Raw genomic sequence first — 26,849 nt, 5'->3', positions numbered from 1 at the left:
TATGTGGGGATCAATTGTGCGAGTGCGAATGATAAGACTGGAGCGGCCGAACTTCAAGAGAGCGTGTCGAAAGGCCGACGATCGCGCGTGCCGCTTCGACACTGGCCGGGGCGGTGGTGAAGTACGGGATCTTCTGGCCGAGCGCCGCGACGCGGATCGGTTTGGAGTCCTTCAACGACTGCCAGCCCTCGGTGGTGTTGAAGATCATGTCGATCCCGCCATCGACCACGCGATCGACAATGTGCGGGCGGCCCTGCGCGACCTTGTTGACGCGTTCGACCGCGACGCCATGCTCGCTCAGATAGTCCGCCGTGCCGCCCGTGGCGACGATGGTGAAGCCGAAATCGGCGAGCGCGCGCACGCCCGGCAGGATCACCGGCTTGTCGCTGTCCTTGACGCTGACGAACACCGTCCCGCTTTCAGGCAAGACCGTTCCTGCCCCCAACTCGGCCTTGCCGAACGCGGCAGTGAAGTCCTGATCGATCCCCATGACTTCGCCGGTGGATTTCATCTCGGGCGACAGCACCGGGTCGATGCCCGGGAAGCGGTTGAACGGGAAGACGGCTTCCTTGACCGCGAAATAGGGGATGTCGCGGTCGATTTTCGGCAGGTTCGCCAGTTTTTCGCCGGCCATCACGCGGCTGGCGATTTTGGCGATGGGCGCGCCGATCGCCTTGGCCACGAACGGCACGGTACGGCTAGCGCGTGGATTGACCTCGATCAGGTAGACCTTGCCGTCCTTTACCGCGAACTGGATGTTCATGAGGCCGACGACGTCGAGTGCGCGGGCGAGCGCATCGGTCTGGCGCTCGATCTCGGCGACGATGTCGGCGGGCAACGAGTAAGGCGGGATCGAGCACGCGCTGTCGCCCGAATGAACGCCCGCTTCCTCGATATGCTGGAGCACGCCGGCGACCACGACATCGGTGCCGTCACAGATCGCGTCGACATCGACCTCGATCGCGTCGCGTAGATACTGGTCGATCAAAACCGGTGATTCACCAGACACTTGCACCGCGGTCTGGATATATTCTTCCAGCTGCGGCCGCCCATCGACGATCTCCATCGCGCGCCCGCCCAGCACGTAGCTCGGGCGCATCAACACGGGATAGCTGATCCGCTCGGCGACCGCGACGGCCTCCTCCCCACTGCGGGCGATGCCGTTGGCGGGCTGGAGCAAGCCTAGCTTGTTGATCAGCGCCGCGAACCGTTCGCGATCCTCGGCCAGATCGATCGCGTCGGGGCTGGTGCCGAGGATCGGAATGCCGGCCTTCTCCAGCGCGCGCGCCAAGTTGAGCGGGGTCTGCCCACCGAACTGGACGATCACGCCGACCAGTTCGCCCGCCGATTGCTCGACGTGCAGGATTTCGAGCACGTCCTCAGCAGTCAGCGGCTCGAAATACAGCCGGTCGGACGTGTCGTAATCGGTCGACACCGTCTCCGGGTTGCAATTGACCATGATCGTCTCGAACCCGGCGTCGGCCAGCGCGAAACAGGCGTGGCAGCAGCAATAGTCGAACTCGATCCCCTGCCCGATCCGGTTCGGCCCGCCGCCCAGGATGACGATCTTGCGCCGGGTCGAGGGCATCGCCTCGTTCTCGGGCTCACCGAAGCTGGGCGCCTCGTAGGTCGAATACATATACGGCGTCCTGGCGTCGAATTCCGCCGCGCAGGTGTCGATGCGCTTGAACACCGGACGTACGCCGAGTTTGTGGCGCAGCGCGCGCACTTCGTCTTCGTTGACGCCGCCGACCATCGCCTTGACCGCTTCATGGATCAGCCCGCCGCGCGCCTGATAGCGGTCGCGCAGCCCCGCCGAGGTTAGCGCGAGGAAACCAAGCCGCTTGTCCGAAAAGCCCATCGCCTTGAGCCGCCGCAAGCCCGCCGCGTCCTGCGGCAGGCCGTTTTCCAGCACTTCGTTCTCCGCCGCCACGATCTCCGCGATGCGCTCCAGGAACCACGGATCGTATTTCGCGATCGCGTGGACCTCGGCGACGGTGAAGCCCTCGCGCAGCGCCTGCGCCGCCACCAGCAACCGATCGGGCGTCGGCAGCGCCAGCGCCGCCTCGATCTCGTCGCGCGGCGCACCGACCAGCGCATCGACGATGTTGAACCCGCTTAAGCCCGTCTCGAGGCCCCGCAGCGCCTTCTGCATCGACTCATGGATGTTGCGGCCGATCGCCATCACCTCCCCGACCGACTTCATCGCGGTGCCGAGCAACGGCTCCGCGCCCTTGAACTTCTCGAACGCAAACCGGGGTATCTTGGTGACGACATAATCGATCGTCGGCTCGAAGCTCGCGGGCGTCGCGCCGGTGATGTCGTTCTCGATCTCGTCGAGCGTGTAGCCGACCGCCAGCTTGGCCGCGACCTTGGCGATCGGGAAGCCCGTCGCCTTCGACGCCAGCGCCGACGATCGCGACACGCGCGGGTTCATCTCGATCACGATCAGGCGGCCGTCCTTCGGGTTGACCGCGAACTGGACGTTCGACCCGCCCGTCTCCACGCCGATCTCGCGCAGCACCGCGATGCTCGCGTTGCGCATGATCTGATATTCCTTGTCGGTCAGCGTCAGCGCCGGTGCGACGGTGATCGAATCGCCCGTATGGACGCCCATCGGATCGACATTCTCGATCGAGCAAATGATGATGGCGTTGTCGTTGCGGTCCCGCACGACCTCCATCTCATATTCCTTCCAGCCGAGCAGCGATTCCTCGATCAGCACTTCGGTGGTCGGCGACAGGTCGAGCCCCGAGCGGACGATCGTCAAGAATTCATCGCGGTTGTACGCGATCCCGCCGCCCGATCCGCCCATCGTGAAGCTCGGCCGGATGATCGCCGGCAGCCCGACCTTGTCCAGCCCCTCCAGCGCCTCTGCCTCGGTATGCGCGATCGCCGAGCGCGCGCTTTCCAGCCCGATCCGGTCCATCGCGTCGCGGAACTTCAGCCGGTCCTCGGCCTTGTCGATCGCCTCCGCATCGGCGCCGATCATCGTCACGCCGAACTTCGCCAGCGTGCCGTCGCGGAACAGCGCCAGCGCGGTGTTGAGCGCGGTCTGCCCGCCCATCGTGGGGAGCACCGCGTCGGGCCGCTCCTTCTCGATGATCTTGGCGACGACCGCGGGGGTGATCGGCTCGACATAGGTCGCGTCGGCCAGCTCGGGATCGGTCATGATCGTCGCCGGGTTCGAATTGACCAGGACGATGCGATAGCCCTCTTCCTTCAGCGCCTTGATCGCCTGCGTGCCCGAATAATCGAACTCGCACGCCTGGCCGATGACGATGGGACCTGCGCCGATGACGAGGATCGAGGAAATGTCGGTGCGTTTGGGCATATCAGTTATCTTGTCCGGTGTGATCAGCGGCCACGTCAGCATCCCAACCATCGTAGATAAGTTCGAATTCACCAGCAGTTTGCATCATGACCGGGACAACGCGTCGAACCCAACCTTCACCAACTGCAACTTGCTCGCTCACAACCAGTCGACCACTTCCCATCTCGTCCGAAGAATAGCCCAAGCTTTCTAAGAGCCTAGACGCACGATCGAGGTCACGATCGTTGCCCAAGAACAAGTGCGTCACCATGCGCTTCCTAGTGAGATCAATGCTTCCAACGCGCATTCGAGAGAGCAGAGCGTCGCTAGCTGAAATCATCTCCGATGTTTCTTCGTCAAATTCTTCAACGTCTCCTCGAGAAAGCGCGCTCGGGCCATGCACACGCCGGCGAACCCACTTAAAGAAACCCATTATGCCATCATCCCCACAAACCGCTCGAACAGATGGAAGCTGTCCTGCGGCCATAGGCTCGCTTCGGAATAGTGTTGCACGCTGAACGCGTTGCGGTCGGTCATTGCCCATTCCCCACCGGCTCGATCGCATCGCTCAACGGCCCGCTCACGTTCAGCGACGGATCCTCGATCACCCGCACGGTCATGCCGTGGCACGCGTCCCCGCCGCGCCTGGCGGCGGGCGCGACGGCCTTGGCGTTGGGATCGCTCGGCAAGCCGTAGCGCACCACCAGCGCATCGACGTTCCACGACAGCCGCACCCAGCGTTCGGCCTGCAGCCCGGTGAGCGTCGCCGCGGTGCAATCCGCGCCCGCGCCGGTCACCTTCACCGCATAATAGATCGGCTCCACGCTGCCGCCGGGCCGTTCGAGGTGCGCGGTGCGCTTGCCGTCGGGCGACTTGGTGTCGAGGAACACGTGCGGCCCCGGCGCCATCACGTCGATCACGCCGGTCAGCATCAGCCCGAGCGCCACCACGACGGCAACCGACAGGATGATCAGGAGATTTCGGCCACGCCTCACGCCCGCAGACCCGCCACGAACTTTTCGAACAAGTAGAAGCTATCCTGCGGCCCCGGGCTCGCTTCGGGGTGGTATTGCACGCTGAACGCGGGTGCGTCGGTCAGTTCGAGCCCCGCGTTCGATCCGTCGAACAGCGACACGTGCGTCTCGCGCGCATTGGCGGGCAAGCTGTCGCGTTCGACCGCGAAGCCGTGGTTCATGCTAGTGATCTCGACCGCACCGTCCGAAAGGCGCTTGACCGGATGGTTGGCGCCGCGATGGCCCTGGAACATCTTGGTCGTGCGCGCGCCGACCGCGAGGCCGAGCAATTGGTGGCCGAGGCAGATGCCGAACAGCGGCTTGCCCGTCTCCAGCAACTGCCGGATCACCGGCACCGCATAGTCGCCGGTCGCGGCGGGATCGCCCGGGCCGTTCGACAGGAAGATGCCGTCGGGGTTCAGCGCCATGACCTGATCGAAGGTCGCGGTCGCGGGGACGACGCTGACCTTGGCGCCGGCCTGCACCAGGTTGCGGTAGATGTTGCGCTTGGCGCCGTAATCGATCGCGACGACGTGGGGGCGGTCGCTCTCCGCGCCCTCTCCACCATAGCCGAACCCGAGCCGCCAGACGCCGCCTTCCCAGCCGTAATCGGCCTCGGTCGTGACCGCGATCGCCAGGTCCATGCCTTCCAGCCCCGGCCACGCCCGCGCCATGTCGAGCAGCAAGGGAATGTCGAACTGCCCGTCCGCCGCATGCGCGATCACGCCGTTGGGCGCGCCGCCGGTGCGCATCCGCCTGGTCAGCGCGCGCGTGTCGATCCCCGACAGCCCGATCCGCGCGTGACGCTTCATCCAGTCGTCGAGCCGCTCGACGCTGCGGAAGTTGGACGGCGCGGTCACGTCCTCGCGCACGATCATGCCCAGCGCATGCGGCAAGTCCGCCTCCACATCGTCGGCATTCGCGCCGACATTGCCGATATGCGGAAAGGTGAAGGTGATGATCTGGCCCGCGAACGACGGGTCGGTCATGATCTCCTGATAGCCGGTGATCGCGGTGTGGAAGCACACCTCGCCGACCGCCTGCCCCTCCGCACCGAATCCGCGGCCCCACACCACCTCCCCACTCGCTAATACGAGAACGCCCGTGGCTCCGTCAGGCGCGCGAAAAGTCGTGGCGTCGGCCATGATGCGGCGGGCACTCCGTTGGTTTGGACAGCGATGTCGCTAAGTCGCGGGAGCTAGACCCCCACCCCCCTCGCGTCAACCGGTTGCCGTCGCTATGTGGGGGAAATGATCAGAGACGACATCAAAGCCGCCCAGATCGCCGCCATGAAGGCCGGCGACAAGGATTCCCGCAACGCGATCAGCCTGATCCAATCGGCGATCAAGAATCGCGACATCGAGGAACGGACCAAGGCGCAGCCGACCGACGACGACACGCTGGTGGTCGAGGTGTTGCAGAAAATGGTCAAGCAGCGCCGCGAATCGATCGAGATGTTCCGCAAGGGTGACCGCGAGGAACTGGCCAAGGCCGAAGAGGCGGAGGTCGCGGTGATCGAACGTTTTTTGCCTCAGCAAATGAACGAAGCGGAGACCGCCGCGGCGATCGAGGCGATCAAGGCGGAACTCGGCGCGAGCGGCATGAAGGACATGGGCCGCGTGATGGCCGAACTGAAGGCGCGGCACGCGAGCAGCCTCGACATGAGCAAGGCCAGCGCGGCGGTGAAGGCGGCGTTGAGCTAAGCGCAAAAACTCCCCTCCCGCGAGCGGGAGGGGCTGGGGGAGGGCATGGAACTCACGAACCGCGCACGCGAGCTACGGAACAATCCGACGGACGCGGAAGCCAAGCTCTGGCAAGCGCTGAGTGCGCGGAAGGTAGCGGGCGCTCGCTTCAATCGTCAGGTCAAGATCGAGCCGTTCATCTGTGACTTCGTGGCGCGAACACCTAAGCTGATCGTCGAGATCGACGGCGGCCAACATGCTTTGCAGACTGAGCGAGACTCCTCACGAACGTCCCATCTCGAGAGCAAGGGTTATCGCGTCATTCGCTTCTGGAACAACGAGGTGCTGGGCCACTTGGACGGCGTTGTCGCTGAAATCGAACGCGCGCTTGCGGAACTCCCCTCCCCTAACCCCTCCCGCAAGCGGGAGGGGAATTGATAAGCGCCGCTGCTTCCGCCATAGCCATGCTATAATGCGCGGGTGAGTCTCACCCCCGCCTTTCTCGACGAACTCCGCGCGCGGACGCTGTTGTCCGCGCTGATCGGCAAGACCGTCAAGCTCACCAAGGCGGGGCGCGAGTTCAAGGGCTGTTGCCCGTTCCACAACGAAAAGACGCCGAGCTTCTACGTCAACGACGACAAGGCGTTCTATCACTGCTTCGGCTGCTCGGCGCATGGCGACGCGATCCGCTGGATGACCGAGCAGCGCGGCCTGCCCTTCATCGATGCGGTAAAGGAACTCGCCCAGGCGGCCGGGATGGAAATGCCCGCGCAGGACCGCCAGGCGGTCGAACGCGCCGAGCGCGCCAAGGGGCTGCACGACGTGATGCAGGCCGCCGCCGACTGGTTCGAGGCGCAACTCGGTGGGCTGGACGGCGGCGAAGCGCGCGCTTTGTTGGAGCGGCGCAAGATTTCGGATGCGACGCGGCGTGCCTTCAACTTCGGCTATGCCCCGGATTCGCGCGGCAAGCTGCGCACCGCACTGGGCGATTTCGGTGACGCGTTGCTCATCGAGGCCGGCCTGCTGATCAAGGTCGAGGACAAAGAACCATACGATCGGTTCCGCGGACGCCTGATGATCCCGATCCGCGATCCGCGCGGGCGGGTGATCGCGTTCGGCGGCCGGATCATCGGCGACGGTGAGCCCAAATATCTCAACTCGCCGGACACACCGCTCTTCGACAAGGGGCGCACGCTCTACAATCTCGACAAGGCGGCGCCGGCCAGCCGCAAGACCGACCGGCTGATCGTGGTCGAAGGTTATATGGACGTCATCGCGCTCGCCCAGGCCGGGTTCAGCGATGTGGTAGCGCCCAACGGCACCGCCGTGACCGAGGCGCAACTCGAACGGATGTGGCGCATGGCCGATGTGCCGGTGATCTGCTTGGACGGCGATGCGGCGGGACAGAAGGCGGCGATCCGGGCGGCGCATCGTGCGCTGCCGGGGCTGGCGCCGGGCCGCAGCCTGAGCTTCTTGACCCTCCCCGACGGTCAGGACCCGGACGATCTCGTCCGCACGCGCGGCTCATCCGCGTTCGAGGCTCTGCTCGACAAGCCCGAGCCGTTGGTCGACTTGCTGTGGCGCCACGAATACGCCGCCGAACCGCTCGACACGCCCGAACAGCGCGCGGGCCTGAAACGCCGCCTCGCCGATCACGCCAACACGATCGCAGACCCGAACGTCCGCCACGAATATCTCGCCGAGTATCGCCGCCGCGTCGATGATCTCTTCGCCAAGCCGCCGCGCGACTTCACCCCTCGCACTTTCACCCCGCGCCGCCCGGGCGCGAAGTGGACGGCTCCTACCCCGCCGGCGACGGCGCAGGCGAAGGCCGTGCGCGCCGCCGGGATCGACCGCGTCCTCGCCAAGGCGGTGCTCGCCGGGCTGATCCGCCACCCCGCCGAAATCGCGCGCCATATGGAGGTGCTCGGCAGTCTCAAGATGGTCGATGGCGCGCTCGGACGCCTGTTCGAAGCGGTGGTCGATCTCGCGCTGGAAGACCGGGCGCTTGATAGCCAGCGCCTCGTCACCATATTGGCGACATCCGGACTGGGTCAGATCACCGACGAACTCCTCCGGCCCGACCGAACGCCTTATTCCTTCACGCTGGCGGCTTCCGATGCGAAGCGAGCCAGCGCCGATCTGGATGAGGCGATCGCGATCCCTGGTGGCGCGGCCCGAGGTGGATGCGGCGCTGGCGGAGGCGACGGCGGAACTGGAAACGAAGACATCCGACGCGGCGTTCGCTCGGCAAATGGAACTGCTGAAAGAACAACGCGCTTTGGAAGAGCGGCTTGCAAATCTGATCCAGGCTAATAACGACGCGGACGAATTCGAGATTGAGGGCGATTGATGGCGAAGAATAACGGCGGCGAAGGCGACGAAACCCTGGAAATGGGCGACGCTCCGCTGATCGACCTGAACGATGCGAACATCAAGAAGGTGATCGCGCGCGCCAAAAAGCGCGGGTACATAACGTACGATCAACTCAACGATGCTTTGCCGCAGGGCGAGATGTCTTCGGACCAGATCGAGGACATCAGCGCGGCCTTGTCCGAAATGGGCATCAACATCGTCGAGAACGAAGAAGCCGGCGAGGAAGGCGACGAGCAGCAAAAGGACGACGACGACGATATCGATCCGGTCGATTCGTCGGAGGAAAACGCTCCAGCGCTCGAGACCAAGAAGAAGGAAACGGTCGACCGCACCGACGACCCGGTGCGCATGTACCTGCGCGAGATGGGCGCGGTGGAATTGCTCAGCCGCGAGGGCGAGATCGCCATCGCCAAGCGGATCGAGGCCGGGCGCGACACGATGATCCTCGGCCTCTGCGAAAGCCCCATCACGTTCAACGCGATCATCGATTGGTCAACCGCGCTCAACGAAGGCACGATGCAGCTGCGCGAGATCCTCGATCTCGACGCGATGCTGTCCAAGGGTCCGTCGGCCGAGCAGGTCGAAGGCGCCGAGGACGACGATTCGGGCGAGATCAGCGAGAAGACTGCCGGCGCCAGCTTCAAGGAAGAAGAGGACGTCAAGGAAGAGGTCTCGGCCGACGAGGACGAGGACGACATGACCGAGCGTCGTGCACCCCGCATCTCCGACGACGAGGAAGAGGACAACACGCTCAGCCTCGCGCAGATGGAGGAGCAGCTCAAGCCGATGGCGCTCGAGCGGTTCGCCAACATCACGTCGATCTACAAGAAATTCTCCAAGATGCAGGCGACGCGCCTGGATCAGATGAGCGCGGGCGGCGAATTGTCGGCAGGCGATGAGCGCAAGTATCAGAAGCTGCGCGAGGAACTCACCGCCGAAGTCGAGAGCGTCCAATTCCACCAGGCGAAGATCGAATATCTCGTCGACCAGCTCTACAGCTTCAACCGGCGCCTGACGGCGCTGGGCGGGCAGATGCTGCGCCTGGCGGAGCGCCACAAGGTCAGCCGTGCCGACTTCCTCAACCGCTATGTCGGGCACGAGCTCGACGAGCATTGGCTGCCGACGGTCGCGAGCGTGGATAAGAAGTGGGCGGCGTTCGCGGGCGGTGAAGTTGCCGCGGTCGATCGCATCCGCACCGAAATCAGCGAGATCAGCCAGCAGACAGGCATGGCGCTCGGCGAGTTCCGCCGGATCGTCAACATGGTCCAGAAGGGCGAGCGCGAGGCGCGGATCGCCAAGAAGGAAATGGTCGAGGCGAACCTGCGCCTCGTCATCTCGATTGCTAAAAAATATACGAACCGCGGCCTGCAATTCCTTGATCTCATTCAGGAAGGTAACATCGGCCTGATGAAGGCGGTCGACAAGTTCGAGTATCGCCGCGGGTACAAGTTCAGCACATATGCGACGTGGTGGATTCGCCAGGCGATCACGCGCTCGATTGCCGACCAGGCGCGCACGATCCGTATTCCGGTCCACATGATCGAGACGATCAACAAGCTGGTCCGCACCAGCCGCCAGTTCCTCCACGAACAGGGCCGCGAGCCCACGCCCGAGGAAATGGCCGAGCGCCTGTCGATGCCGCTCGAAAAGGTCCGCAAGGTGATGAAGATCGCCAAGGAACCGATTAGCCTCGAAACGCCGATCGGCGACGAGGAGGATTCGCACCTCGGCGACTTCATCGAGGACAAGAATGCGGTGATCCCGGTCGATGCAGCGATCCAGGCGAACCTGAAGGAAACCGTCACGCGCGTGCTGGCGAGTCTGACCCCGCGCGAGGAACGCGTGCTGCGCATGCGCTTCGGGATCGGGATGAATACCGACCACACGCTGGAGGAAGTCGGCCAGCAGTTCTCGGTGACCCGCGAACGTATCCGTCAGATCGAAGCGAAGGCGCTGCGTAAGCTCAAGCACCCGAGCCGGTCGCGGAAGATGCGGTCGTTCCTAGACCAATAAACGCTTGGCTACCCGCTGAATCGAAAAGCCGCCGGTCGCTGGACCGGCGGCTTTTCGTTTGCGTCGGTACGACGGCCCGGCCTCGCATAGAAAAAGGGCCGCCGGTCTTGCGACCGACGCCCCTCTTCAAGCCTAGGCTAAGCCTTACGCGAAGCGAACGCGCGTGGTGACCTTGCGGCTGCGGCGCATTGCGCTGCCGACCAGGCCGAACCCGACGATCATCATCGCCCAGGTCGTCGGCTCCGGCACCGGCGCCAGCGCGCGGTAGATCGACGCCGTCGAGGTGGTGCCGTAGGTCAGCGCGTTGGTGCTGAGGTTCCAGCCCATCGCGTCGTACGCCGCGAGGTCGAGACCCGTGATGTACCCGGTCTGGCCGAAGCAGAAGGTCGGGTCCATGATGCCGTTGCCGATCTGGCAACCGGCGGTGTCACGCCAGTGCGACGCCTGCTGCTTGTCGGTGCCGTTGTAGCGGCCGTTCGAGAAGGTGTTCCCGAACAGAGCGGTCTGGCCGCCGTCGATCGAGAAGTACTTGTCGCCGTTGACCGACAGATCGAGCGACGGGCCGTTACCCGGCGCGACGTTGGTCGGATCGTTGCTGTACCGGAACATGTCGAGCGACGAGTAGATCGTTGTGTCGTTCAGGCTGATGCCGGCCGTACCCGCTGCCGGGCTGGGACCTGCGCCGTTGACGCCGTAGACATCGAGGTAATCGACACCCGACACGAAACCGAGCGCATGGCCGATTTCATGGATGGCGACGCCGATGAAGTCGAACGTGTTGGCGGTGATGCCGTCGGTCGGATCGAAGTCGAAGTTGAAGTTCGTGCTGAACTGCACCTTGCCGTCGATCGAGTTCGCGTTCACGCCCGAAGCCGTGCCGCCGATCGCCTTGATCACCGACGAGTTCAGATACAGCGTCTTGCTGCTGATCGTCGCTGCGTTGTCGTAGCGCACGGTGCTGAGGTCATCGGCAGTACCGTTGTTGGTCAGGCCGTTGGTGATGAAGCTGGCGCCACCGTTGGTCAGCGTCGGCAGAACGATGTTCTGATCGATCACCGAACCGCTCTTGGTCGCGTTTACCCGGCTTTCCCACGTCGCGACGCTATAATCGGCGCGCGTGCTGGCAGTCGAACCGATGACGTTCGTGGCGAGCGCAGCCGTGCCGACCTGCAGGTTGATGACGGTGTTATTCGTCAGGATCGAGCTCCAATAGGCCGCTGCGATCTGGAAACCGGTACGAAATTGCTGCTGCTGCTGCGCAGTGCCGGCGAAACCAATGTCGATCAGATTGATGGTCGTCTGGGCGTCGACCGGGACCGCGGCGAGCGCGGTAGCGGCAGCGCCGCATGCGAGTAACATTTTCATACGCATGATAAAATCCCCCAAAAGGCCCTGTCACGACTTATGCCGTTAACAATCTGTTAATCTTTTGAAAGCCCCTTCAAGTCAACGCGTTATCGCGCCCCTTTAGGAAAAATTCGGTCGATTGTGTCCTTTGATGGGACACGAGCGGAAAGTTGCCAAAAGCTCCAAAAAAAGGCCGCCGGTCGTTTGACCGACGGCCCTTTCGCTCGCGCGGGTGAGACGGATTTAGGCGAAGCTGACGCGCGTGGAGGCGACCTTGCGACTCCGGCGCATCGCACCGCCCATCAAGCCGAACCCGACGATCATCATCGCCCAAGTCGTCGGTTCCGGCACCGGCGTGGTGGCGAACTGACGATAGATCTGCGCGGTGTTCATCAGATAGTTCGACCCGCGCGAGTTGACCGCAATGTTCCACCCGATCGCATCGAAGGCGGCCAGGTCGAGGGCCGTAACTTCGCCCCGCTGCGCGTAGCAGAAGGTGGGGTCCATGATGCCGAGCTGCGGACCGCAGGCGTTGACGCCGCTGGCGTCCTTCCAGTGCGATGCCTGGTCGCCGTCGCCGTTATAGCTGCCGGTCGCGAACAGCGCGTTGCCGCCCCACTGCGTCAAGCCGCCATCGGTCGAGAAGTACGACGCGGTGCCGATCGACAGATCGAGCACCGGACCGTTGCCGGGGACCTGATTGTGCGGATCGTTGCTGTAACGGAACATGTCCAGCGCCGAGAAGACTGACGTCTGGTTGAAGTTGATCGTGTTGCCGAGCGCGACGTTACCCTGACCCGGAGCGGCGAAATAATCGAGATAGTCGACGCCCGACACGAACCCCAGCGCGTGGCCGATTTCGTGGATGGCGACGCCGATGAAGTCCATCTGCCCGGCCGTCAGGCCGTCGCTCGGATTGAAGTCAAAGCTGAAATTGGTGCTGAACTGGACACTGCCGTCGAGTTGCTGCGTGTTGGTCGGGTCGTAGGACGCCGTGCCGCCGATCGCCTTCACGTTGGCGGTGTTGAGGTACAGCGTGTTGTTGTTGGTCGCGTTGATGCCGTTCGTCTGGTTGTCGTAGCGATAGGTCGTCGAGTCGATGCCCTTATTGCCCTGGTTAGGGCCGTTGGTGACGAAGGCAGCCGCACCGTTGGTCAGGGTCGGCAGGACGATGCCGGTATCGACGGCGGAGTTGCTCTTGGTCGCGTTGACGCCCGCTTCCCAGGCGGCGACGGAATAGTCCATTCCCGAGCTACCGGTCGAACCGATGATGTTCGGACCAAGCGCGGCGGAACCAACACCCAGCCGGATCGTGACGTTGTTGGTGAGGACCGAACTCCAATACGCGGCCGCGATCGCGAAGCCCTGGCGGAACTGCGCCTGCTGCGCCGCCGTGCCGGCGAAACCCTGGTCGACGAGAATGATGTCGGCGGCGTTCGCTTGCGTGGTGGTGATCGCACCAAAGGCGACGCCCAGGCACAGTAACTTGCGTAATTTCATGATCGGAAACCCCCTTAGGCAGCCGTTCTCGGTAGCCGGCTGTCCCTGCATTAACCGATTATTAACGCTCCGAGTCAACCGCGCGCGGCATGGCGATAAGTCATATTTCCTGTCTCAATCTGACACAGAGAAAAAGCGGTCGGCATGCAATCCAGGATTGCGCTAGGCAGGGTCATGCGACCCGCGACCCCTACCCCACTGCCTGCCGCGACGATGGCGCTACTTGCCGACCTCAAGGCCGCGCTCGGCCGCCAGGATCGTGCCGCCACGAACCGCGCCGTCGCACGGTTGCTGGACGCGCGCGCCCCGCTCGGCCCGCAATGGCAGCGGCTGTCGCAGTTGATGCAGGTGAGCGGCGAGTTGACGCTCGCGCATCGCGCGATCGACGCGTTCGTGGCTGCGTCGGGCGGCAATCCGCGGGCGGCGCTGGCGAAGGTCGTCCTGCTGGACGAAACCGGCCAGCGGCTCGAAGCGGACAAGCTGATGAAGACGCTGCCGGCGGATGTGCCGGACCGCGGCGGCCATGCGCTAATGTTGGGCAACACCGCCATGGTGCAGGGCCAAGTCGATGCCGCGCAGCGTTACTTCACGACGGCGCTCGACCATCGCCCGGGATGGGGTGCGGCGTGGCTGTCGCTCGGCACATCGATCAAACTTGCCGACGACCCGCTGGGCGATCGGCTGGTCGCCGAAGGACCGGCGGCCGCCAAGCTGGCGCCCGCCGATCACGCCCGGTATCTGTACGCGCTGGGCAAGTATCGCGCCGACCGCGGCGAAAGCGACGCGGCGTTCCAAGCCTTCGCGCAGGGCGCCGCGTTGCTCCGCGACATGACCCCCTATGGCGCCGCCGGCGACGCCGCCAAGGCGGAAGAGGCGAAGAACGGTTTTCCGGCGGGGTTCATCAGAATCGCTGAACGAACAGGTCGGCATCGACACCAGCCGCCCGATCTTCGTCACCGGCCTGCCGCGCTCAGGAACGACGTTGGTCGAACATATCCTCGCCAGTCACAGCGCGGTGGCGGACGGCGGCGAGCTCAACATCGTCCAGCATATCGCGGTCGCGGCGGGCGGCGTATCGGGCGCCGATATCGAGCGCTACGTCGCCGGCGGCGGCACGATGGACGCGCTGGCCGAACTCTATCTGCACTTGCTCGCCGAACGGATGGGTCCGACCGGCCGCATCGTCGACAAGACGATCGACGCGAGCCGCTGCCTCGGCCTGATCGCCAGCGCGCTGCCAGACGCGCCGTTGATCTGGATGCAGCGCGATCCGCTCGATTGCGCGTGGTCGTGCTTCCGCACCTTCTTCATCCATGGCGTCGCGTGGAGCTACGACCTCGCCGATATCGCGCGCCATTTCATGCTGGAGGACGGTTTGCGGGCGTTCTGGGAGGATCGGCTGGGCGAGCGGCTGCTGGTCGTGCCTTATGCTGAGTTGGTCGAAGCGCCGGACGTATGGACGCGACGAATCCTCGACCATTGCGGACTTGCCGAAGAGGCCGCAGCATTCGCGCCGCACCAGACCGACCGCGTCGTCGCGACCGCCAGCGCGCTGCAGGTCCGCCGCCCGATCAACCGCGACGGCCTGAACGTCGCGGCGCCCTACCGATCGCATCTCCAGCCGTTCATCGACGCCTACCGCCCGGCCTGACCGCAAAAAGCCGCAGCGGTCGCCCGCTGCGGCTCATCACCGGCGCCCGCGGGCACCACCCCTTTTAGGCGGCGACAACCGCCATCTCGCGACGGCGACGGCGCAGCGATGCGCCGGTCAGGCCGAAGCCGACGATCATCATCGCCCAGGTGGCGGGCTCGGGCACGGCCACCACGTCGAGCGAGACGTTGTCGAAATATTGCGATGCCACGCCGCGGCCCGGTGCGAACAACCGGGTCGATTGCAGCGAAATGGTGTGCGTCCCGGCGCTCAGCCCAGTGCTGAAGCCTAGCGTGCTGCGCAGCGTCGCCGGCCCCGCATCCACCCCGCCGAAATCGTGGCTGTCGATCACCACGCCGTCGAGCAGGACGCTGACCACGCCGAGCCCGAGCGCGCCGCTCGTGCGCGTATAGAGCGCGGCGATGTCGGCGCTGAACGTCGCCATGCCGGCGACCGTCGTGAAGGTCTGGAATATGCCGCCGCCTTCGGCCGGACCCGAACCGTACGGTCCGTTGACCTTGCCGGCGTTGAGGAACAGTGCGTTCGAATTCCCCGCACCCGTCGTGTTGAACATGACGACCGACGCGGTCTGCGGCGCCGGCGCGCCGGGCGTGCTGGGCAGTTCGGCGATCGTGCCGTTGGCGGTGGTGTAGGCCGTCCAACCGGTCAGGCCGTTTTCGAAATTGCCGTTGGTCAGGACCGGGCCAGCATGGGCGACCCCGATGGCGGATAGGCCGAGCACGACGGTGCACGACAGCTTGGCGACACTCTTGAGCATGAAAATTCCCCGTTTAGCAGGCGAGCGGATGCGATCGCCGGGCAACGATGGCCCGGCGCTCGGCACGATGGATGACTGGATACGCTACCGACGACCGTTGCCGCGGATCGTCACGAGTTCGACTATCGGCGCCGTGTGACTCATTGATGATATTTTAACGACGTTTCGGCGCGCCGCCCCGCGCCGTTCCAGTTCGGGACGAGTCAGTGATCGGTGCTGTATGCCGCGACGCTCGGGGCGATCGGGTCGAGCAGGACCCAGAGCGCGATGCCGAGGGCGAGCGCCAGCAGCACCACACTCAGGAAATTCGCGCGGCGACGGTCGATCTCCGGCACCAGCGGGAGGATCAGCACCGTGCCGATCGCCAACGGCACCGCGGCGATCATCGGCGTCTTCGGTCCGACCGCCTGGAGCAGGAAGAACCCGAAACCGAGCATGTAGCCCACCCCGAGCATCGCCGCGGCGACGACGGCTACCGTGCCGATCGCTGACGAATGGCGCTTCACCGCCATCGCCAGCCCGCCCAGCATCAGCGGCACGGCGACTGGATAGGCTGCGGTCGGTGCGGTGGCTTGCAGGAATAGGCCGAGCAGCAGCAGCGGGGCTGCCGCGCCTGCGACACCGGCTTCGTACGTCGGCAACCAGCGGCGGAACAGGACGAGGCTCGCGAGGCACACCAGTAATGCTTGCAGCTCGAGCCGGGGAATCGCGGCGAGTCGGTCGTAATAATTGGTCTGGCCGCCCGCGCCGGACACGAGATTGACGAGGTACAACCCCAGGCCCGCGACGATCGTCAGCGCGAGCAAGCTCCCCGCTCCGCGCGCGACCTCGCCCATCGTGCCCCGCCGCCAGGCCGCGGCAGCATACCCCACGGCGCCGAGCCCGAGGATCAGCCAGCCGATCGCGGGCGCATAGCTGACGAACGTCAGCCCGAACGCATCGAAGAACACGCTGTCCGCCGCCTTGCCCGGCAGCGTCGGCGCCGCCAGCAGGCCACGCGTGAGGTCGAGCACTTGCCGACCCATGTCCTGCAACGCGCCCTGGTCGAGCGCGTCGGGGGTCGCCAGCGGCGAATGATACAGTCCCGGCCGCCCGATAAACGCGAAGTTGAACCCCGGCACGCCGAGTTTCTTGGCCACGGTGTAATCGGTCGAATTCGGCAGCTTCTTGTAGATGAACACGCTGAGCGACGTCCCCACCGGCCGCGCGACGCTCCGCCCGAACAGCGCCATCATCGCGCCGTTGTCGCTCCCGGTTTCGAACATTGACGCGCGCCCGCCGCCGCCACGCGTCTCAAGGTTGACGATCACGCCGACCCGGGTACGACGCGGATCGCCGGCGAAGAACGCCTTGGCGCCTTCCAGTCCCAATTCCTCGCCGTCGGTCAACAGCACGATCAGATCGCGCGCCGGCTGGCCCTGCGCCTTGATCGCGCGGACCGTCTCCAGGATCGACGCGACGCCCGCCCCGTCGTCGGCCGCGCCGGGCGATCCCCACACGCTGTCGTGATGCGCCATCAGCAGCACCGCGGGCAACGTCCGGTCGCGACCCGGCAGCACGGCGACGATGTTGGTGAGCGGCGGCGTTACGGTCGATTTGCTCCAATCGGCGAGCCGCTTGGCCGCCAGCGCGCTCATCGCCGCGGTCGGCATATCGACGGTCATCCCCATCGAGCGCAACCGCGCGGAAAGATACGCGCGCACCGATGCATCCTCCGCGCTGCCGGTCGGATGCGGCGCGCGCGCGATGGAACGGATATCGGCCATCGCCCGTCCGGCGGAGAAGACGTCGGCTGGCGCATTGCCGTCCGCTGGTGCCGGCGGCGTCGTCGATACGACCGCCAAGATGACCGCGCCGACGATCGCCACCAGCAAAGCCAACCAGTTGCGCATCGTGTCACTCCCCCAAAGATCGCGCGACGCTAATCGGCGCGGCGCCATCGGGCAACAAACGTCTCCGCTTCGGTCGCAAGACCTTGCCGCAAGCATCGCGAGTGCCGATCAGGCGCGCATGGACGAGCACCCCGCCCCCACCGGCCGCGACGATGTGACGACCGCGTCCGATCTGGTCCGCCGGTTCCGGATGTGGAGCGACCGGGCGGAAAGCCAGCCCGTCTATATCTCGCATCGCGGCCGCCCGCGATTGGTGCTCGCGTCGGTGGAGATGATCGAGACGCTGTACAGACCACGCGACAGCGATGGCGATGATCGAGCATCGCTCGACGAGACATTCGTCCTGTCACGCGGCGCCGCCGTCGCGCGGATCGATCGCTACGGCTTTCTCGACGGCCCGCACACCGCGCTCGCGGCGCTGACCGGGATCGGCGTGTCGATGCTGTCCAGTCTTCGTTTCGTGACGTTGTTCTCGATCCAGTCGCGTAGCGCGGTCACCGATTTGATTGCTGCGGTCAGCGAAGATGGCGAACCGCGCTCTGCCACCGCCGGGCTGCTGACCGAAGCAGGCGATCCGCGCCAAGTGACGGTCGCCCTAGCCCCGCGCCGCCGTACAACCGGAATCGACGGTGTCGTCGCGCTGATCCTGGCGACGAACTGACCCATCCTGGCACGACCCGTTGCGACATGCTTAAGCCCGCATAAACCGGGTCTTTACGCGCTTCGGTATATTCCTCTGCCCCAGACTGCTGTGAACTCATTGGGTGTTTGGGGAATTATGCCAATCGAAACCGTCCCGTTCGATCGCCAAAGCGGCAGTTGGAGCGTCCTTGCCGCGCTGGCCGACGCCGATGGCAGCGCGCGTCACCCCTTCGTCCAGGCGATGAGCGCGCGGTCGGCATCGACTCGCGACTTGGCGGATGCGATCCATCTGCTGTGCGCGCTGCACGGACGGCACCCAGGCGTGATCGATCATGCGCTGACGCATGGCCCCAGCCTCGCCGCCGAATCGTGGCTCGAGGAAGCAGCGAGCGCTTTTGCCGAGGAGCGTGCGTTGCTCGCGCGGCTGACCGCCGCCGCCGGCCCCATCCCCTCGACCCCTGGCCAGGCCGAATCCGAAGCCGCGGTCACGCACCAGATCCATGCGCTCGACATGCTCGCCCAGTCCGACCGCGCCGGCTGTGCGGTGGGCGCGGCGATCGCGCTGATCCTCGACTGGAACGCCATTCGTCACGTGCTCAACGCCGCCGCCAACCGCGCCGGCCTGACGCCGCCCGTCCCGGTGCTGCCGATCGAGGCCGACACCGCGACCTTGGCCGCCACGCTCGCCACCGAAGCGTCGGTGGAGCGGGCGATGAGCTTCGGCGCGCAGCAATTGCTCGCCCAGCACCGCGCGCTGTGGGACCTGGCCGAAGCGCGCAAGTCGGCCCGCGACCGGCACTGAGCCGGGGCTAGAACGACCCGCAGTTGGTCCGCGGTCGCTCCCCGGCGAACCGCGCATCGATCCAGTCCAGGAACGTCGTCGCCTCGGTCCGCGCGACGGTGGCGTGCTCGCCGCCCTTGACCGATAGGAATCGGATCGACTTGCCGAGCGCGCAAGCACGCATTGCGAAGTCACGCACCACCGCGGGCGCGACGATCACGTCGCCGGTCCCCGTCGCGATGAACGCCGGGACCGCGATCGCCGCCGCCGACGGGTTGTTGTCGCGCATCAGCTTGCCCCACGGCGCCTTGGTGCTGATATCGAGATTTCGGATCGCACGCTGCACCGTCAGGATACCCAAAATCGTGCCTAGTTTCGGCTTGGTATTCGCCTGAACGCAATTGTTGTCTGCCAGGCGCAGCATCACGTTCTGGGTCGATTTCTTTCCGAAGGTCGTCATCGGCGCGCCGTAATACCGCGACCAACTCGCGGCGGCATAGGACGTCAGCAAGGCCCGCACCTGCGCGTTGCTGCCCTCCTTGAAATTGCGCGGCAGGTCGGTCGGCGGCACGACGGCGGCGATCCCGACCAGTTGAAGATCCGGCGCATAACGTTGCCAGATCTGCCCGGTCCACAGCGCCGCATGGCCGCCCTGCGATTCGCCGAACAGCGCAAACCGCGTGCCCGCCGCGGCGTCGGGTATACCCCGCGCCGCGCGCACGCCGTCGAGCACGGATCGTCCTTCGCTGACGCCCACCAGCACCGGATGTACGCCGTCCGACCCCAGGCCCGGATAATCGGGCGCGACCACGACATAGCCGCGTGCGATCGCATCGTTCAGCGCGGGGATGACGGTGAAGTTGCCGTCGCCGATCGACGGCGCGCAGCGCGACGCGATCCCGATCAAGCCGTGGGTCCAGGCGATGACGCGGCGCGGCCCCGCGCTGGCCGGGGCGTTGGGCGCGATTACCATGCCGCTGACCTCGATCGGCCGGTTGCGCTCGTCGGTCGTCCAGTAGCGGACGCGCCACGCCTTCATCGTCGGCGGCGCGCTTACCACCGGCTCGGCGGCGATCAGCGTGCCGGCGCGTTGCGCCGCGGAGGGTTGGGAGAACGTCGCCGCCAACAGAACCGCCAGCATCCTTAGGACAATGCGCATGATATCGCTCCTCTAGCCCTCAAACCTCTGTAGCAAGTTGCACTTGCGCCCGCCACACGCGCTGCCCTACCCAAACCCGACATTCGAAAAAGTCGAGGAACAAGCATGATTCGCTTCGCCGGCACCGAGAGCTATGTCGCGACCGACGACCTGAAAGTCGCCGTCAACGCCGCGGTGACGTTGCGCCGGCCGCTACTGGTCAAGGGCGAACCCGGCACCGGCAAGACCGTGCTGGCCTACGAAATCGCCAAGGCGGTAAACGCGCCGCTGATCGAATGGAACGTCAAGTCGACCACCAAGGCGCAGCAGGGCCTGTACGAGTATGACGCCGTCGCGCGCCTCCGCGACGGCCAGCTCGGCGACGAGCGCGTCCACGATATCTCGAACTATATTCGTAAGGGTAAGCTCTGGGAGGCGTTCACCGCGCCGCAGGTCCCCGTCCTGCTGATCGACGAGATCGACAAGGCGGATATCGAGTTCCCCAACGACTTGCTCCAGGAACTCGATCGCATGGAATTCCATGTCTACGAGACCAAGGAGACCGTCCGCGCCGCCGAGCGGCCGATCGTCGTCATCACCTCGAACAACGAGAAGGAATTGCCCGACGCGTTCCTGCGCCGCTGTTTCTTCCACTACATCAAGTTTCCCGACAGGGACACGATGCAAGCCATTGTCGACGTTCACTTTCCTGGCATTCAGAAGATCCTGGTCAGCAAGGCGATGGACATCTTCTACGACGTCCGCGACGTGCCGGGCCTGAAAAAGAAGCCGTCGACTAGCGAGTTGCTCGACTGGCTGAAGCTGCTCCTCCATGAGGACATGCCGCTCGACGTCCTCCAGAACCGCGACCCGACAAAGGCGATCCCGCCGCTCCACGGTGCGCTGCTCAAGAACGAGCAGGACGTGATGCTGTTCGAACGCCTCGCCTTCATGGCGAAGCGTCAGCAGAGCGGCCCGCGCTGATCCAGGGCATCGGCGGCAAGTCGCCGCGCAAATAAACCTTTCGTTAACCACGCCGCCTTAGGCTCGGCGGGTCATGCGGGGCGGGACGATCTTTTGCGGCGCGATCGCGGCGATGCTGGCCGGGGCGATGAGCCTGCCGGCGCAGGCCGAGTCGCTGCTCGACTATGTCGGCCAGTGCGTACCGTTCGCCCGCGCCGCCTCCGGTATTCAGATTTTCGGCGACGCCTGGACATGGTGGGACCAGGCCGAGGGCCGCTATCAACGCGGTGACACGCCCAAGGTCGGCGCAGTCATGGCGTTCGCCAAGCAATCGCGCCTGCCGCTCGGCCATGTCGCGGTCGTCAGCCGGATCGTCGATGGCCGCGTGTTGATGCTGACCCACGCCAACTGGTCGCGGCAGAACGGCGAGCGCGGCCATGCCGAGCAGGACGTCACCGTCTACGATGTCAGCGACGATAACGATTGGAGCGAAGTGCGCGTCTGGTATCGCGACAGCGACGGCCTCGGCAGCACCACCTATCGCGTCAACGGCTTCATCTATCCCGATCGCAAGACCAAGGCGGCGCGCGAACTGACGGGCAAGCAACCTGACTATGTCGGCGCGTTGATCGACGCCTATCGCTGATCGTCGCATCCCGCGCTAAAAGCGGCGCGGGAGTGGTCATGGCCCAGGAAAATTACGGACAGGACGCGCCGACCGTGGTGCGCAACCTCGCGATCATCGGCGGCGCCATCCTGCTTGGCGCCTGGACGACCGGTACGGGCGGGCTGTGGTTTCGCCAGCTACCGGCCTGGGTATTGGCGCTGCGGCCGACGTTGGTCGCGACCGGCTGGGTGCTGGTGGCGATGGCCGCGTGGATGGTGGTGTCGAGTCGCTGGCTCAAGCCGCAGGTCCTCAAATCTTTGCTCGATCAGCATGCCTGGCGCGGCGATGAGGCGGTGCTCGATATCGGGTGTGGCCGCGGGTTGGTCGCGATCGCCGCGGCCCGGCGCGCACCCCACGGCTACGTCACCGGGATCGATCTGTGGCAGGAGGTCGATCTCGCCGGCAACAGTCCCGCGGCGATTCACGCCAACGCCGTCGCGGCGGGCGTCGCGGATCGGCTGACGGTCGATACCGGCGACGCCCGCGCCCTTCCCTATCCCGACGCGAGCTTCGACGTCGTCGCCTCGATGACCGCGATCCACAACATCCCCGATGCCGCCGGCCGCACCACCGCGATCGCCGAGGCATGGCGCGTGACCCGGCCGGGCGGGCAGATCCTGATCTACGACATCCGCCACGCCCGCGCTTATGCCGCACAGCTGAAAACGCTCGGCGCGGTCGATATCCGGATGAGCTTGCCGATTCTGCTGTGGGGCGTACTCGGCTGGCGTTTCGCTGCGACCAAACCGGCGTGACGCGGCATTTTCCTACAGCGACCTAATCTGCCATAGGCGGTCATCGGCCAACTTTGACGGGCCGCCATGGGGTCGCAAACGATCGCGCTTAGTGTAAACTTCGTGTCAACTTAGGGCCTCGCGATGTTCTTCAACTTCCTCGACGAACTCCGCGCCGCCGGCATCCCGGCTAGCCTGAAAGAGCATCTCATCCTGCTCGAGGCGCTCGACAAGGATGTCATCAGCCGCACGCCGGAGGATTTCTACTACCTGTCGCGCGCGGTGTACGTGAAGGACGAGGGGCTGCTCGATCGCTTCGACCAGGTCTTCGCCAAGGTATTTCGCGGCATCGCGACGACGTTCGGCACCGCGCCCGCCGACATTCCCGCCGACTGGCTCAAGTCGGTCGCGGAAAAATACCTGACCCCCGAGGAGATGGAGGCGATCAAGTCGCTCGGTTCGTGGGACGAGATCATGGAGACGCTCAAGAAGCGGCTCGAAGAACAGGAAAAGCGCCACCAGGGCGGCAACAAGTGGATCGGCACCGGCGGCACGTCGCCCTACGGCAATGACGGCTACAATCCCGAAGGCGTGCAGATCGGCGGCGAATCGAAGCACGGCAAGGCGATCAAGGTCTGGGACCAGCGCGAGTTCAAGAATCTCGACAGCACGCGCGAGCTCGGCACGCGCAACATCAAGATCGCGCTCCGCCGCTTGCGTCGATCTCGCGCGCGAAGGGTCGGCCGACGAGCTCGATCTCGACGCGACGATCGAGGGTACCGCGCGCCAGGGCTGGCTCGACATCCATATGCGGCCCGAACGGCACAATGCGGTCAAGCTGCTGCTATTTTTGGATGTGGGCGGGTCGATGGACCCGTGGGTCAAGCTCTGCGAGGAACTCTTCTCGGCGGCGACCAGCGAGTTCAAGAACCTCGAATTCTTCTATTTCCACAATTGCCCGTACGAGGGCGTGTGGAAGGACAATCGCCGCCGCTTCGCCGAACGCACGCCGATGTGGGACGTACTCCACAAGTTCGGGCACGATTATAAGTTGGTGATCGTCGGCGACGGATCGATGAGCCCCTATGAGATCACCCACCCCGGCGGGTCGGTGGAGCATTTCAACGAGGAATCGGGCGCGGTGTGGATGCACCGGCTGACGACGACCTACCCCGCCGCGATCTGGCTAAACCCGATCAAGGAAGAGCAATGGGGCTATTCGCAGTCGATCAAGATAATGCGCGAACTGATGAATGACCGCATGTACCCGCTGACCTTGGCGGGACTGGACGACGCGATGCGCGAACTGACGCGCAAGCGATAAGGGTCAGGCGCAGAGTTGCGCGAGTTTCGCTTCGAACTTGGCAGCCAAGGCAAGCCGGCGCTCGCGCGCCTCGACGGTCAACGCGGTGCGCGCGGCGACCTGCTCCTGCGCCAGACGACGCGCGTAAAAACGAATATCCGATTCCATTGGGGCTGTCCCCGCCCTTGCGATTCCCGATGGCTAATTCATGTCAATCGCAGCGGGAAATGCACCCGCTTTGGGACTAACCGACAGACTCACGCGGCAAAGCGTTGGTTTGATTCGGATTTTGCCTATTTCCCGTCGGCAATCCGCCGCGCGATCGCGTTCCGCTCGGTCACGGCCGCGCGTCGCCCGTCGGTCGAATAGAGCGCTTTGAGGTAAGCGGCATCGGAGTCCGTCAGCGCCCGCGGTGGTGTCCCCGCTCCGTCGAGTACCGTCAGGATCGTCTCGATCGGGCCACCCGGCGCCGGCGGTCGGGTATGCCCCAGCCCGCGCATCGCGGCGTAATCGGCGATCTGGCGCAACGACAGACCGACGATCGCCGGCCTGTCGATCACGACGAACGACGCCTCAATGTCCTGCCGATTCGGACGCGCCACGATCGAACTGGACTGCACCCGGAGCGACGGCGCGTCGATTTCGGCCTGCGAACGTGTCGTACCACCGTTCTCGAGAGCGGATCGCCCCTGGGGCAAAATGCTGGTGAACGCGTCCGACATTCGCGGCGAACTGAGCATTTCGCCGCTCTCGTTGCGCAGCGACGTGATGCTCCAGGCGCGCGCGGGACCGGGCGTGGTCAGCACCTTGATATCGCTCGAGCTCAGGCCGGTGAGCCAGTCGGGACGAGCCTTCGCCATATCCTTGACCAGATCGCTGCCGTTGACCGCGATCGCGACGATGAAATTGGCCGTGCACGGCGTCTTCTTGGCGATCGCAATGCCGGCTGCCGCAGCGACTTCCCTGATGCGCGCTTCGACGATCGCGACATGCTCTGGTGGCAGGCCGCCGATCACGGCGACGCAGACCGGTTGATGATATCGAGCGAGTTGACCGTCGGTGGACCTTGAAATGTTGGTGACGAAGGTGGCGGCTTCCTTGCGCGCCTTTTCGCGCTGAGCCCGAACGACGATGTCATCTTGCGGCTTCGCATCCTGTGCGACCGCGAGACCAGGAACCAACAGCAACACGGACAGGAGCAGGCGCATGTTAGTCCCCTCTATCAATACAGCAGGTGCGGTCGGCGCTCCTGCTCCCAGGCCAATTCGTCGTCCCGGGTCGGCGCGTCCAGGTCGTCCGGCAGCGCGGCCATATCGTCTACCCAGGCACGGAGGGCCGGCCCACCGTTGATAACGTCAATCGCGAGCTTATCAAATTCGTATTCATAGGGAAAATCGCGCCACAGGTCGTAGTCCGGATTGAGCGAACGGATCGCCTTGAACCCCAACGCCTGGAGCCGCCACGGCTGGAACGCTTCGTGGTCGTACGCTCCGCCCTCAGCGTGGATGAACACGCCGTGGCAGAGTTGTCCCGCATGCTTGTGAAACGTTGGCTGAAACCAGATGTCGCGCAGCGTGCAGCCGTTCAGCCATTGCGGCGCGATCCGGTGCATCTCGGCGATCACTGCCTTGGCATCGATATCCGGCGCCCCGAACAATTCGAGCGGGCGGGTCGTGCCGCGGCCTTCGCTCAGGGTCGAGCCTTCGAGCATTACGGTGCCGGCGTACGCGCGCGCCATGTTGACGTTCGCGGCGTTGGGGCTCGGGTTGATCCATACGCGGTCGGGCGGCCAGCCATAGCCGGGCGCGGCGTCGGGCGCCCAGCCTTCCATCGCGATCACGCGATACTCGACGTCGAGCTTGAAATGATCGATGAACCAATGGCCCATCTCGCCCAGCGTCATGCCATGCCGCATCGGCATCGGCCCCGCGCCGACGAAGCTTTCCCAGCCCGGCAGCAAGGTCAGCCCCTCGACCGGCCGCCCCGCCGGATTGGGGCGGTCGAGCACCCATACCGACTTGCCATGCTCCGCCGCGGCCTCGAGCACGTAGAGCAAGGTCGTCACGAAGGTGTAGATCCGGCACCCGACGTCCTGCAGATCGATCAGGATCGTGTCGAACGTCCCCATCGACTGCCCGCTCGGCCGCCGCACCTCGCCGTACAGGCTGAACACCGGGATGTTGTAAGTCGGATCGGTATAATCCGGCGACTCCATCATATTGTCCTGGAGATCGCCGCGCACGCCGTGCTGCGGCCCGAACATCGCCGACACATTGAGCCCCGCCGCGACCAGCGCGTCGAGCGAGTGCGTCAGGTCGGCGGTGACCGACGCCGGATGCGCGAGCAACGCAACGCGCTTGTGCTCAAGGGGCTTGCGCAGGTCAGGCTCGGCGAGGAGCCGGTCGATACCGAATTTCATGAGGCCGCAGGTGCCGGGAGGCTGGCGGTAAAGCAATCCGCATTGTGGAAATCCGGAACTTCGATCGCGTGTGCCAACGCCCAGAACGACTTGGTGCCATCGGTTTCCTCGATGACCGCGGTCAGATTCATCTTTGCGTTGAGCGACGCGAGCGAGGACAGGTCCAATTCGGCGGCAAGCCAGAACCAACCCGGCGTGTCAGGCGTGATCTCGATCTCCGGATCGAAGGCGAGGTCCACATTGTGCATACCGGAACGATAGCCATCGAAACCGTAAGCGGCCCAGCGGAACGACGGAGATAAGTTGAACTCGATATAGTCGCTGCCGCCGTCAGGCATGACGAACACTTCGCAGCAGGTCGTCTTCCACAATTCGTCGGCGCGTGCCGGTTCGAGCATTGGGGGCAATAACAGCGAGCCGTCATGGGCGATGCGGAATTCGACGAAATATTCGCTTTGCCGTCCATTCACGGGATCGAGTCGAACCGACACGGCTGTAACACCCTCTGGCGGCGCGTCGGGATGCGGGATCAGCGAATAGTCGGCCACTTGGCGCCTCCCCGGCGAAGGCCGGGGCCCAGTTGCGACCGGCTCGTTGTTGGACGCCGGCCTTCGCCGGGGAAGCGATAAAAGGCAAG

Annotated in this window: 23 protein-coding genes and 4 pseudogenes; 11 read left to right on the top strand and 16 right to left on the bottom strand. The window is 64.9% G+C overall.

Annotated elements, in window-relative coordinates; genetic code table 11:
- Nucleotides 1–10 precede the first annotated feature (10 nt).
- The 4 genes from carB to carA all read right to left on the bottom strand — a co-directional run bounded on the left by carB (nt 11) and on the right by carA (nt 5,471).
- The gene (carB, locus tag FPZ24_RS06975) at nt 11–3,334 is read right to left on the bottom strand and encodes a carbamoyl-phosphate synthase large subunit (protein WP_146570496.1); all 3,324 of its coding nucleotides are present in this window, start codon (nt 3,332–3,334) and stop codon (nt 11–13) included.
- A 1-nt stretch (nt 3,335) separates the two neighbouring features.
- Nucleotides 3,336–3,746, bottom strand: a complete 411-nt coding sequence (locus FPZ24_RS06970) for a ribonuclease E inhibitor RraB (RefSeq protein ID WP_146570494.1) — start codon at nt 3,744–3,746, stop codon at nt 3,336–3,338.
- A 100-nt stretch (nt 3,747–3,846) separates the two neighbouring features.
- Nucleotides 3,847–4,308 carry a hypothetical protein gene (locus tag FPZ24_RS06965; RefSeq protein WP_146570492.1) on the bottom strand — a complete coding sequence of 154 codons (462 nt, stop codon included), beginning with the start codon at nt 4,306–4,308 and terminating at the stop codon, nt 3,847–3,849.
- Nucleotides 4,305–5,471: a glutamine-hydrolyzing carbamoyl-phosphate synthase small subunit gene (carA, locus tag FPZ24_RS06960; protein WP_146570490.1), complete on the bottom strand. Its 1,167-nt coding sequence runs from the start codon at nt 5,469–5,471 to the stop codon at nt 4,305–4,307. Before carA ends, FPZ24_RS06965 begins: the two co-directional genes overlap by 4 nt.
- A gap of 105 nt (nt 5,472–5,576) precedes the next feature.
- Between carA and FPZ24_RS06955 the strand changes: the two genes are divergently transcribed.
- The 4 genes and pseudogenes from FPZ24_RS06955 to rpoD all read left to right on the top strand — a co-directional run bounded on the left by FPZ24_RS06955 (nt 5,577) and on the right by rpoD (nt 10,397).
- Complete coding sequence (locus FPZ24_RS06955) at nt 5,577–6,029, top strand: GatB/YqeY domain-containing protein (RefSeq protein ID WP_146570488.1); 453 nt, start codon at nt 5,577–5,579, stop codon at nt 6,027–6,029.
- Nucleotides 6,030–6,074: 45 nt separating this feature from the next.
- Nucleotides 6,075–6,446 carry an endonuclease domain-containing protein gene (locus FPZ24_RS06950; RefSeq protein WP_146570486.1) on the top strand — a complete coding sequence of 124 codons (372 nt, stop codon included), beginning with the start codon at nt 6,075–6,077 and terminating at the stop codon, nt 6,444–6,446.
- Nucleotides 6,447–6,488: 42 nt separating this feature from the next.
- A pseudogene (dnaG, locus tag FPZ24_RS06945) lies at nt 6,489–8,361 on the top strand (DNA primase).
- Nucleotides 8,361–10,397 (top strand): RNA polymerase sigma factor RpoD, encoded by a 2,037-nt coding sequence (gene rpoD, locus FPZ24_RS06940; RefSeq protein WP_146570484.1) that lies wholly within the window; start codon nt 8,361–8,363, stop codon nt 10,395–10,397. The pseudogene dnaG and the gene rpoD overlap by 1 nt, the downstream one beginning before the upstream one ends.
- 144 nt (nt 10,398–10,541) lie before the next feature.
- On the opposite strand, the gene FPZ24_RS17100 is transcribed toward rpoD, so the two are convergent.
- The 5 genes and pseudogenes from FPZ24_RS17100 to FPZ24_RS17095 form a co-directional block, all read right to left on the bottom strand.
- Nucleotides 10,542–11,768 (bottom strand): NF038122 family metalloprotease, encoded by a 1,227-nt coding sequence (locus FPZ24_RS17100; protein ID WP_240047653.1) that lies wholly within the window; start codon nt 11,766–11,768, stop codon nt 10,542–10,544.
- 219 nt (nt 11,769–11,987) lie between these two features.
- Nucleotides 11,988–12,098: pseudogene (locus tag FPZ24_RS17940) on the bottom strand (PEPxxWA-CTERM sorting domain-containing protein); the annotation flags it as partial.
- 132 nt (nt 12,099–12,230) lie between these two features.
- Nucleotides 12,231–13,244: pseudogene (locus tag FPZ24_RS17555) on the bottom strand (NF038122 family metalloprotease); the annotation flags it as partial.
- 219 nt (nt 13,245–13,463) lie between these two features.
- Nucleotides 13,464–13,769, bottom strand: coding sequence for a hypothetical protein (locus FPZ24_RS06925; RefSeq protein ID WP_146570482.1), 306 nt, complete (start codon nt 13,767–13,769; stop codon nt 13,464–13,466).
- Between the two features lie 3 nt (nt 13,770–13,772).
- Nucleotides 13,773–14,201, bottom strand: a complete 429-nt coding sequence (locus tag FPZ24_RS17095; RefSeq protein WP_186729112.1) for a hypothetical protein — start codon at nt 14,199–14,201, stop codon at nt 13,773–13,775.
- A 25-nt stretch (nt 14,202–14,226) separates the two neighbouring features.
- Here FPZ24_RS17095 and FPZ24_RS06915 point away from each other — a divergent pair, with 25 nt between their 5' ends.
- The gene (locus FPZ24_RS06915; protein WP_186729110.1) at nt 14,227–14,895 is read left to right on the top strand and encodes a sulfotransferase family protein; all 669 of its coding nucleotides are present in this window, start codon (nt 14,227–14,229) and stop codon (nt 14,893–14,895) included.
- A gap of 64 nt (nt 14,896–14,959) precedes the next feature.
- On the opposite strand, the gene FPZ24_RS17550 is transcribed toward FPZ24_RS06915, so the two are convergent.
- Nucleotides 14,960–15,673: a PEPxxWA-CTERM sorting domain-containing protein gene (locus tag FPZ24_RS17550; RefSeq protein ID WP_240047651.1), complete on the bottom strand. Its 714-nt coding sequence runs from the start codon at nt 15,671–15,673 to the stop codon at nt 14,960–14,962.
- 203 nt (nt 15,674–15,876) lie between these two features.
- Entirely contained in the window at nt 15,877–17,565 is a 1,689-nt protein-coding gene (locus FPZ24_RS06905; protein ID WP_240047650.1) for a M20/M25/M40 family metallo-hydrolase, read from the bottom strand.
- A gap of 118 nt (nt 17,566–17,683) precedes the next feature.
- Between FPZ24_RS06905 and FPZ24_RS06900 the strand changes: the two genes are divergently transcribed.
- Both FPZ24_RS06900 and FPZ24_RS06895 read left to right on the top strand, forming a co-directional pair.
- Nucleotides 17,684–18,226: a hypothetical protein gene (locus FPZ24_RS06900; protein ID WP_146570476.1), complete on the top strand. Its 543-nt coding sequence runs from the start codon at nt 17,684–17,686 to the stop codon at nt 18,224–18,226.
- 117 nt (nt 18,227–18,343) lie between these two features.
- Nucleotides 18,344–19,009 (top strand): DUF6975 family protein, encoded by a 666-nt coding sequence (locus FPZ24_RS06895; RefSeq protein WP_146570474.1) that lies wholly within the window; start codon nt 18,344–18,346, stop codon nt 19,007–19,009.
- A 7-nt stretch (nt 19,010–19,016) separates the two neighbouring features.
- Here the strand turns inward: FPZ24_RS06895 and FPZ24_RS06890 are convergent, their stop codons facing one another.
- Nucleotides 19,017–20,147 carry a lipase family protein gene (locus FPZ24_RS06890; RefSeq protein ID WP_146570472.1) on the bottom strand — a complete coding sequence of 377 codons (1,131 nt, stop codon included), beginning with the start codon at nt 20,145–20,147 and terminating at the stop codon, nt 19,017–19,019.
- Between the two features lie 108 nt (nt 20,148–20,255).
- Between FPZ24_RS06890 and FPZ24_RS06885 the strand changes: the two genes are divergently transcribed.
- The 4 genes and pseudogenes from FPZ24_RS06885 (at nt 20,256) to FPZ24_RS06870 (ending at nt 23,814) form a co-directional block, all read left to right on the top strand.
- Nucleotides 20,256–21,110: an AAA family ATPase gene (locus FPZ24_RS06885; RefSeq protein WP_146574253.1), complete on the top strand. Its 855-nt coding sequence runs from the start codon at nt 20,256–20,258 to the stop codon at nt 21,108–21,110.
- A gap of 73 nt (nt 21,111–21,183) precedes the next feature.
- Entirely contained in the window at nt 21,184–21,735 is a 552-nt protein-coding gene (locus FPZ24_RS06880) for a CHAP domain-containing protein (protein WP_146570470.1), read from the top strand.
- A 38-nt stretch (nt 21,736–21,773) separates the two neighbouring features.
- Nucleotides 21,774–22,511, top strand: a complete 738-nt coding sequence (locus FPZ24_RS06875) for a class I SAM-dependent methyltransferase (RefSeq protein ID WP_205012871.1) — start codon at nt 21,774–21,776, stop codon at nt 22,509–22,511.
- Nucleotides 22,512–22,634: 123 nt separating this feature from the next.
- Nucleotides 22,635–23,814: pseudogene (locus FPZ24_RS06870) on the top strand (vWA domain-containing protein).
- 3 nt (nt 23,815–23,817) lie between these two features.
- Here the strand turns inward: FPZ24_RS06870 and FPZ24_RS17090 are convergent.
- From FPZ24_RS17090 to FPZ24_RS06855, 4 genes are all read right to left on the bottom strand, one after another.
- Complete coding sequence (locus FPZ24_RS17090) at nt 23,818–23,961, bottom strand: hypothetical protein (protein ID WP_186729108.1); 144 nt, start codon at nt 23,959–23,961, stop codon at nt 23,818–23,820.
- Nucleotides 23,962–24,086: 125 nt separating this feature from the next.
- Nucleotides 24,087–25,001, bottom strand: coding sequence for a hypothetical protein (locus FPZ24_RS06865; RefSeq protein ID WP_146570468.1), 915 nt, complete (start codon nt 24,999–25,001; stop codon nt 24,087–24,089).
- A 14-nt stretch (nt 25,002–25,015) separates the two neighbouring features.
- The gene (locus FPZ24_RS06860) at nt 25,016–26,212 is read right to left on the bottom strand and encodes an exo-beta-N-acetylmuramidase NamZ family protein (protein ID WP_146570466.1); all 1,197 of its coding nucleotides are present in this window, start codon (nt 26,210–26,212) and stop codon (nt 25,016–25,018) included.
- Entirely contained in the window at nt 26,209–26,760 is a 552-nt protein-coding gene (locus tag FPZ24_RS06855) for a DOMON-like domain-containing protein (protein WP_146570464.1), read from the bottom strand. Before FPZ24_RS06855 ends, FPZ24_RS06860 begins: the two co-directional genes overlap by 4 nt.
- Between the last annotated feature and the right edge of the window lie 89 nt (nt 26,761–26,849).

This window comes from Sphingomonas panacisoli, assembly GCF_007859635.1.
GTDB classification, from domain to species: domain Bacteria; phylum Pseudomonadota; class Alphaproteobacteria; order Sphingomonadales; family Sphingomonadaceae; genus Sphingomonas; species Sphingomonas panacisoli.
The sequence above is the reverse complement of the archived record's forward strand: the minus strand, read 5'-3'. Positions and strand labels throughout refer to the sequence as shown.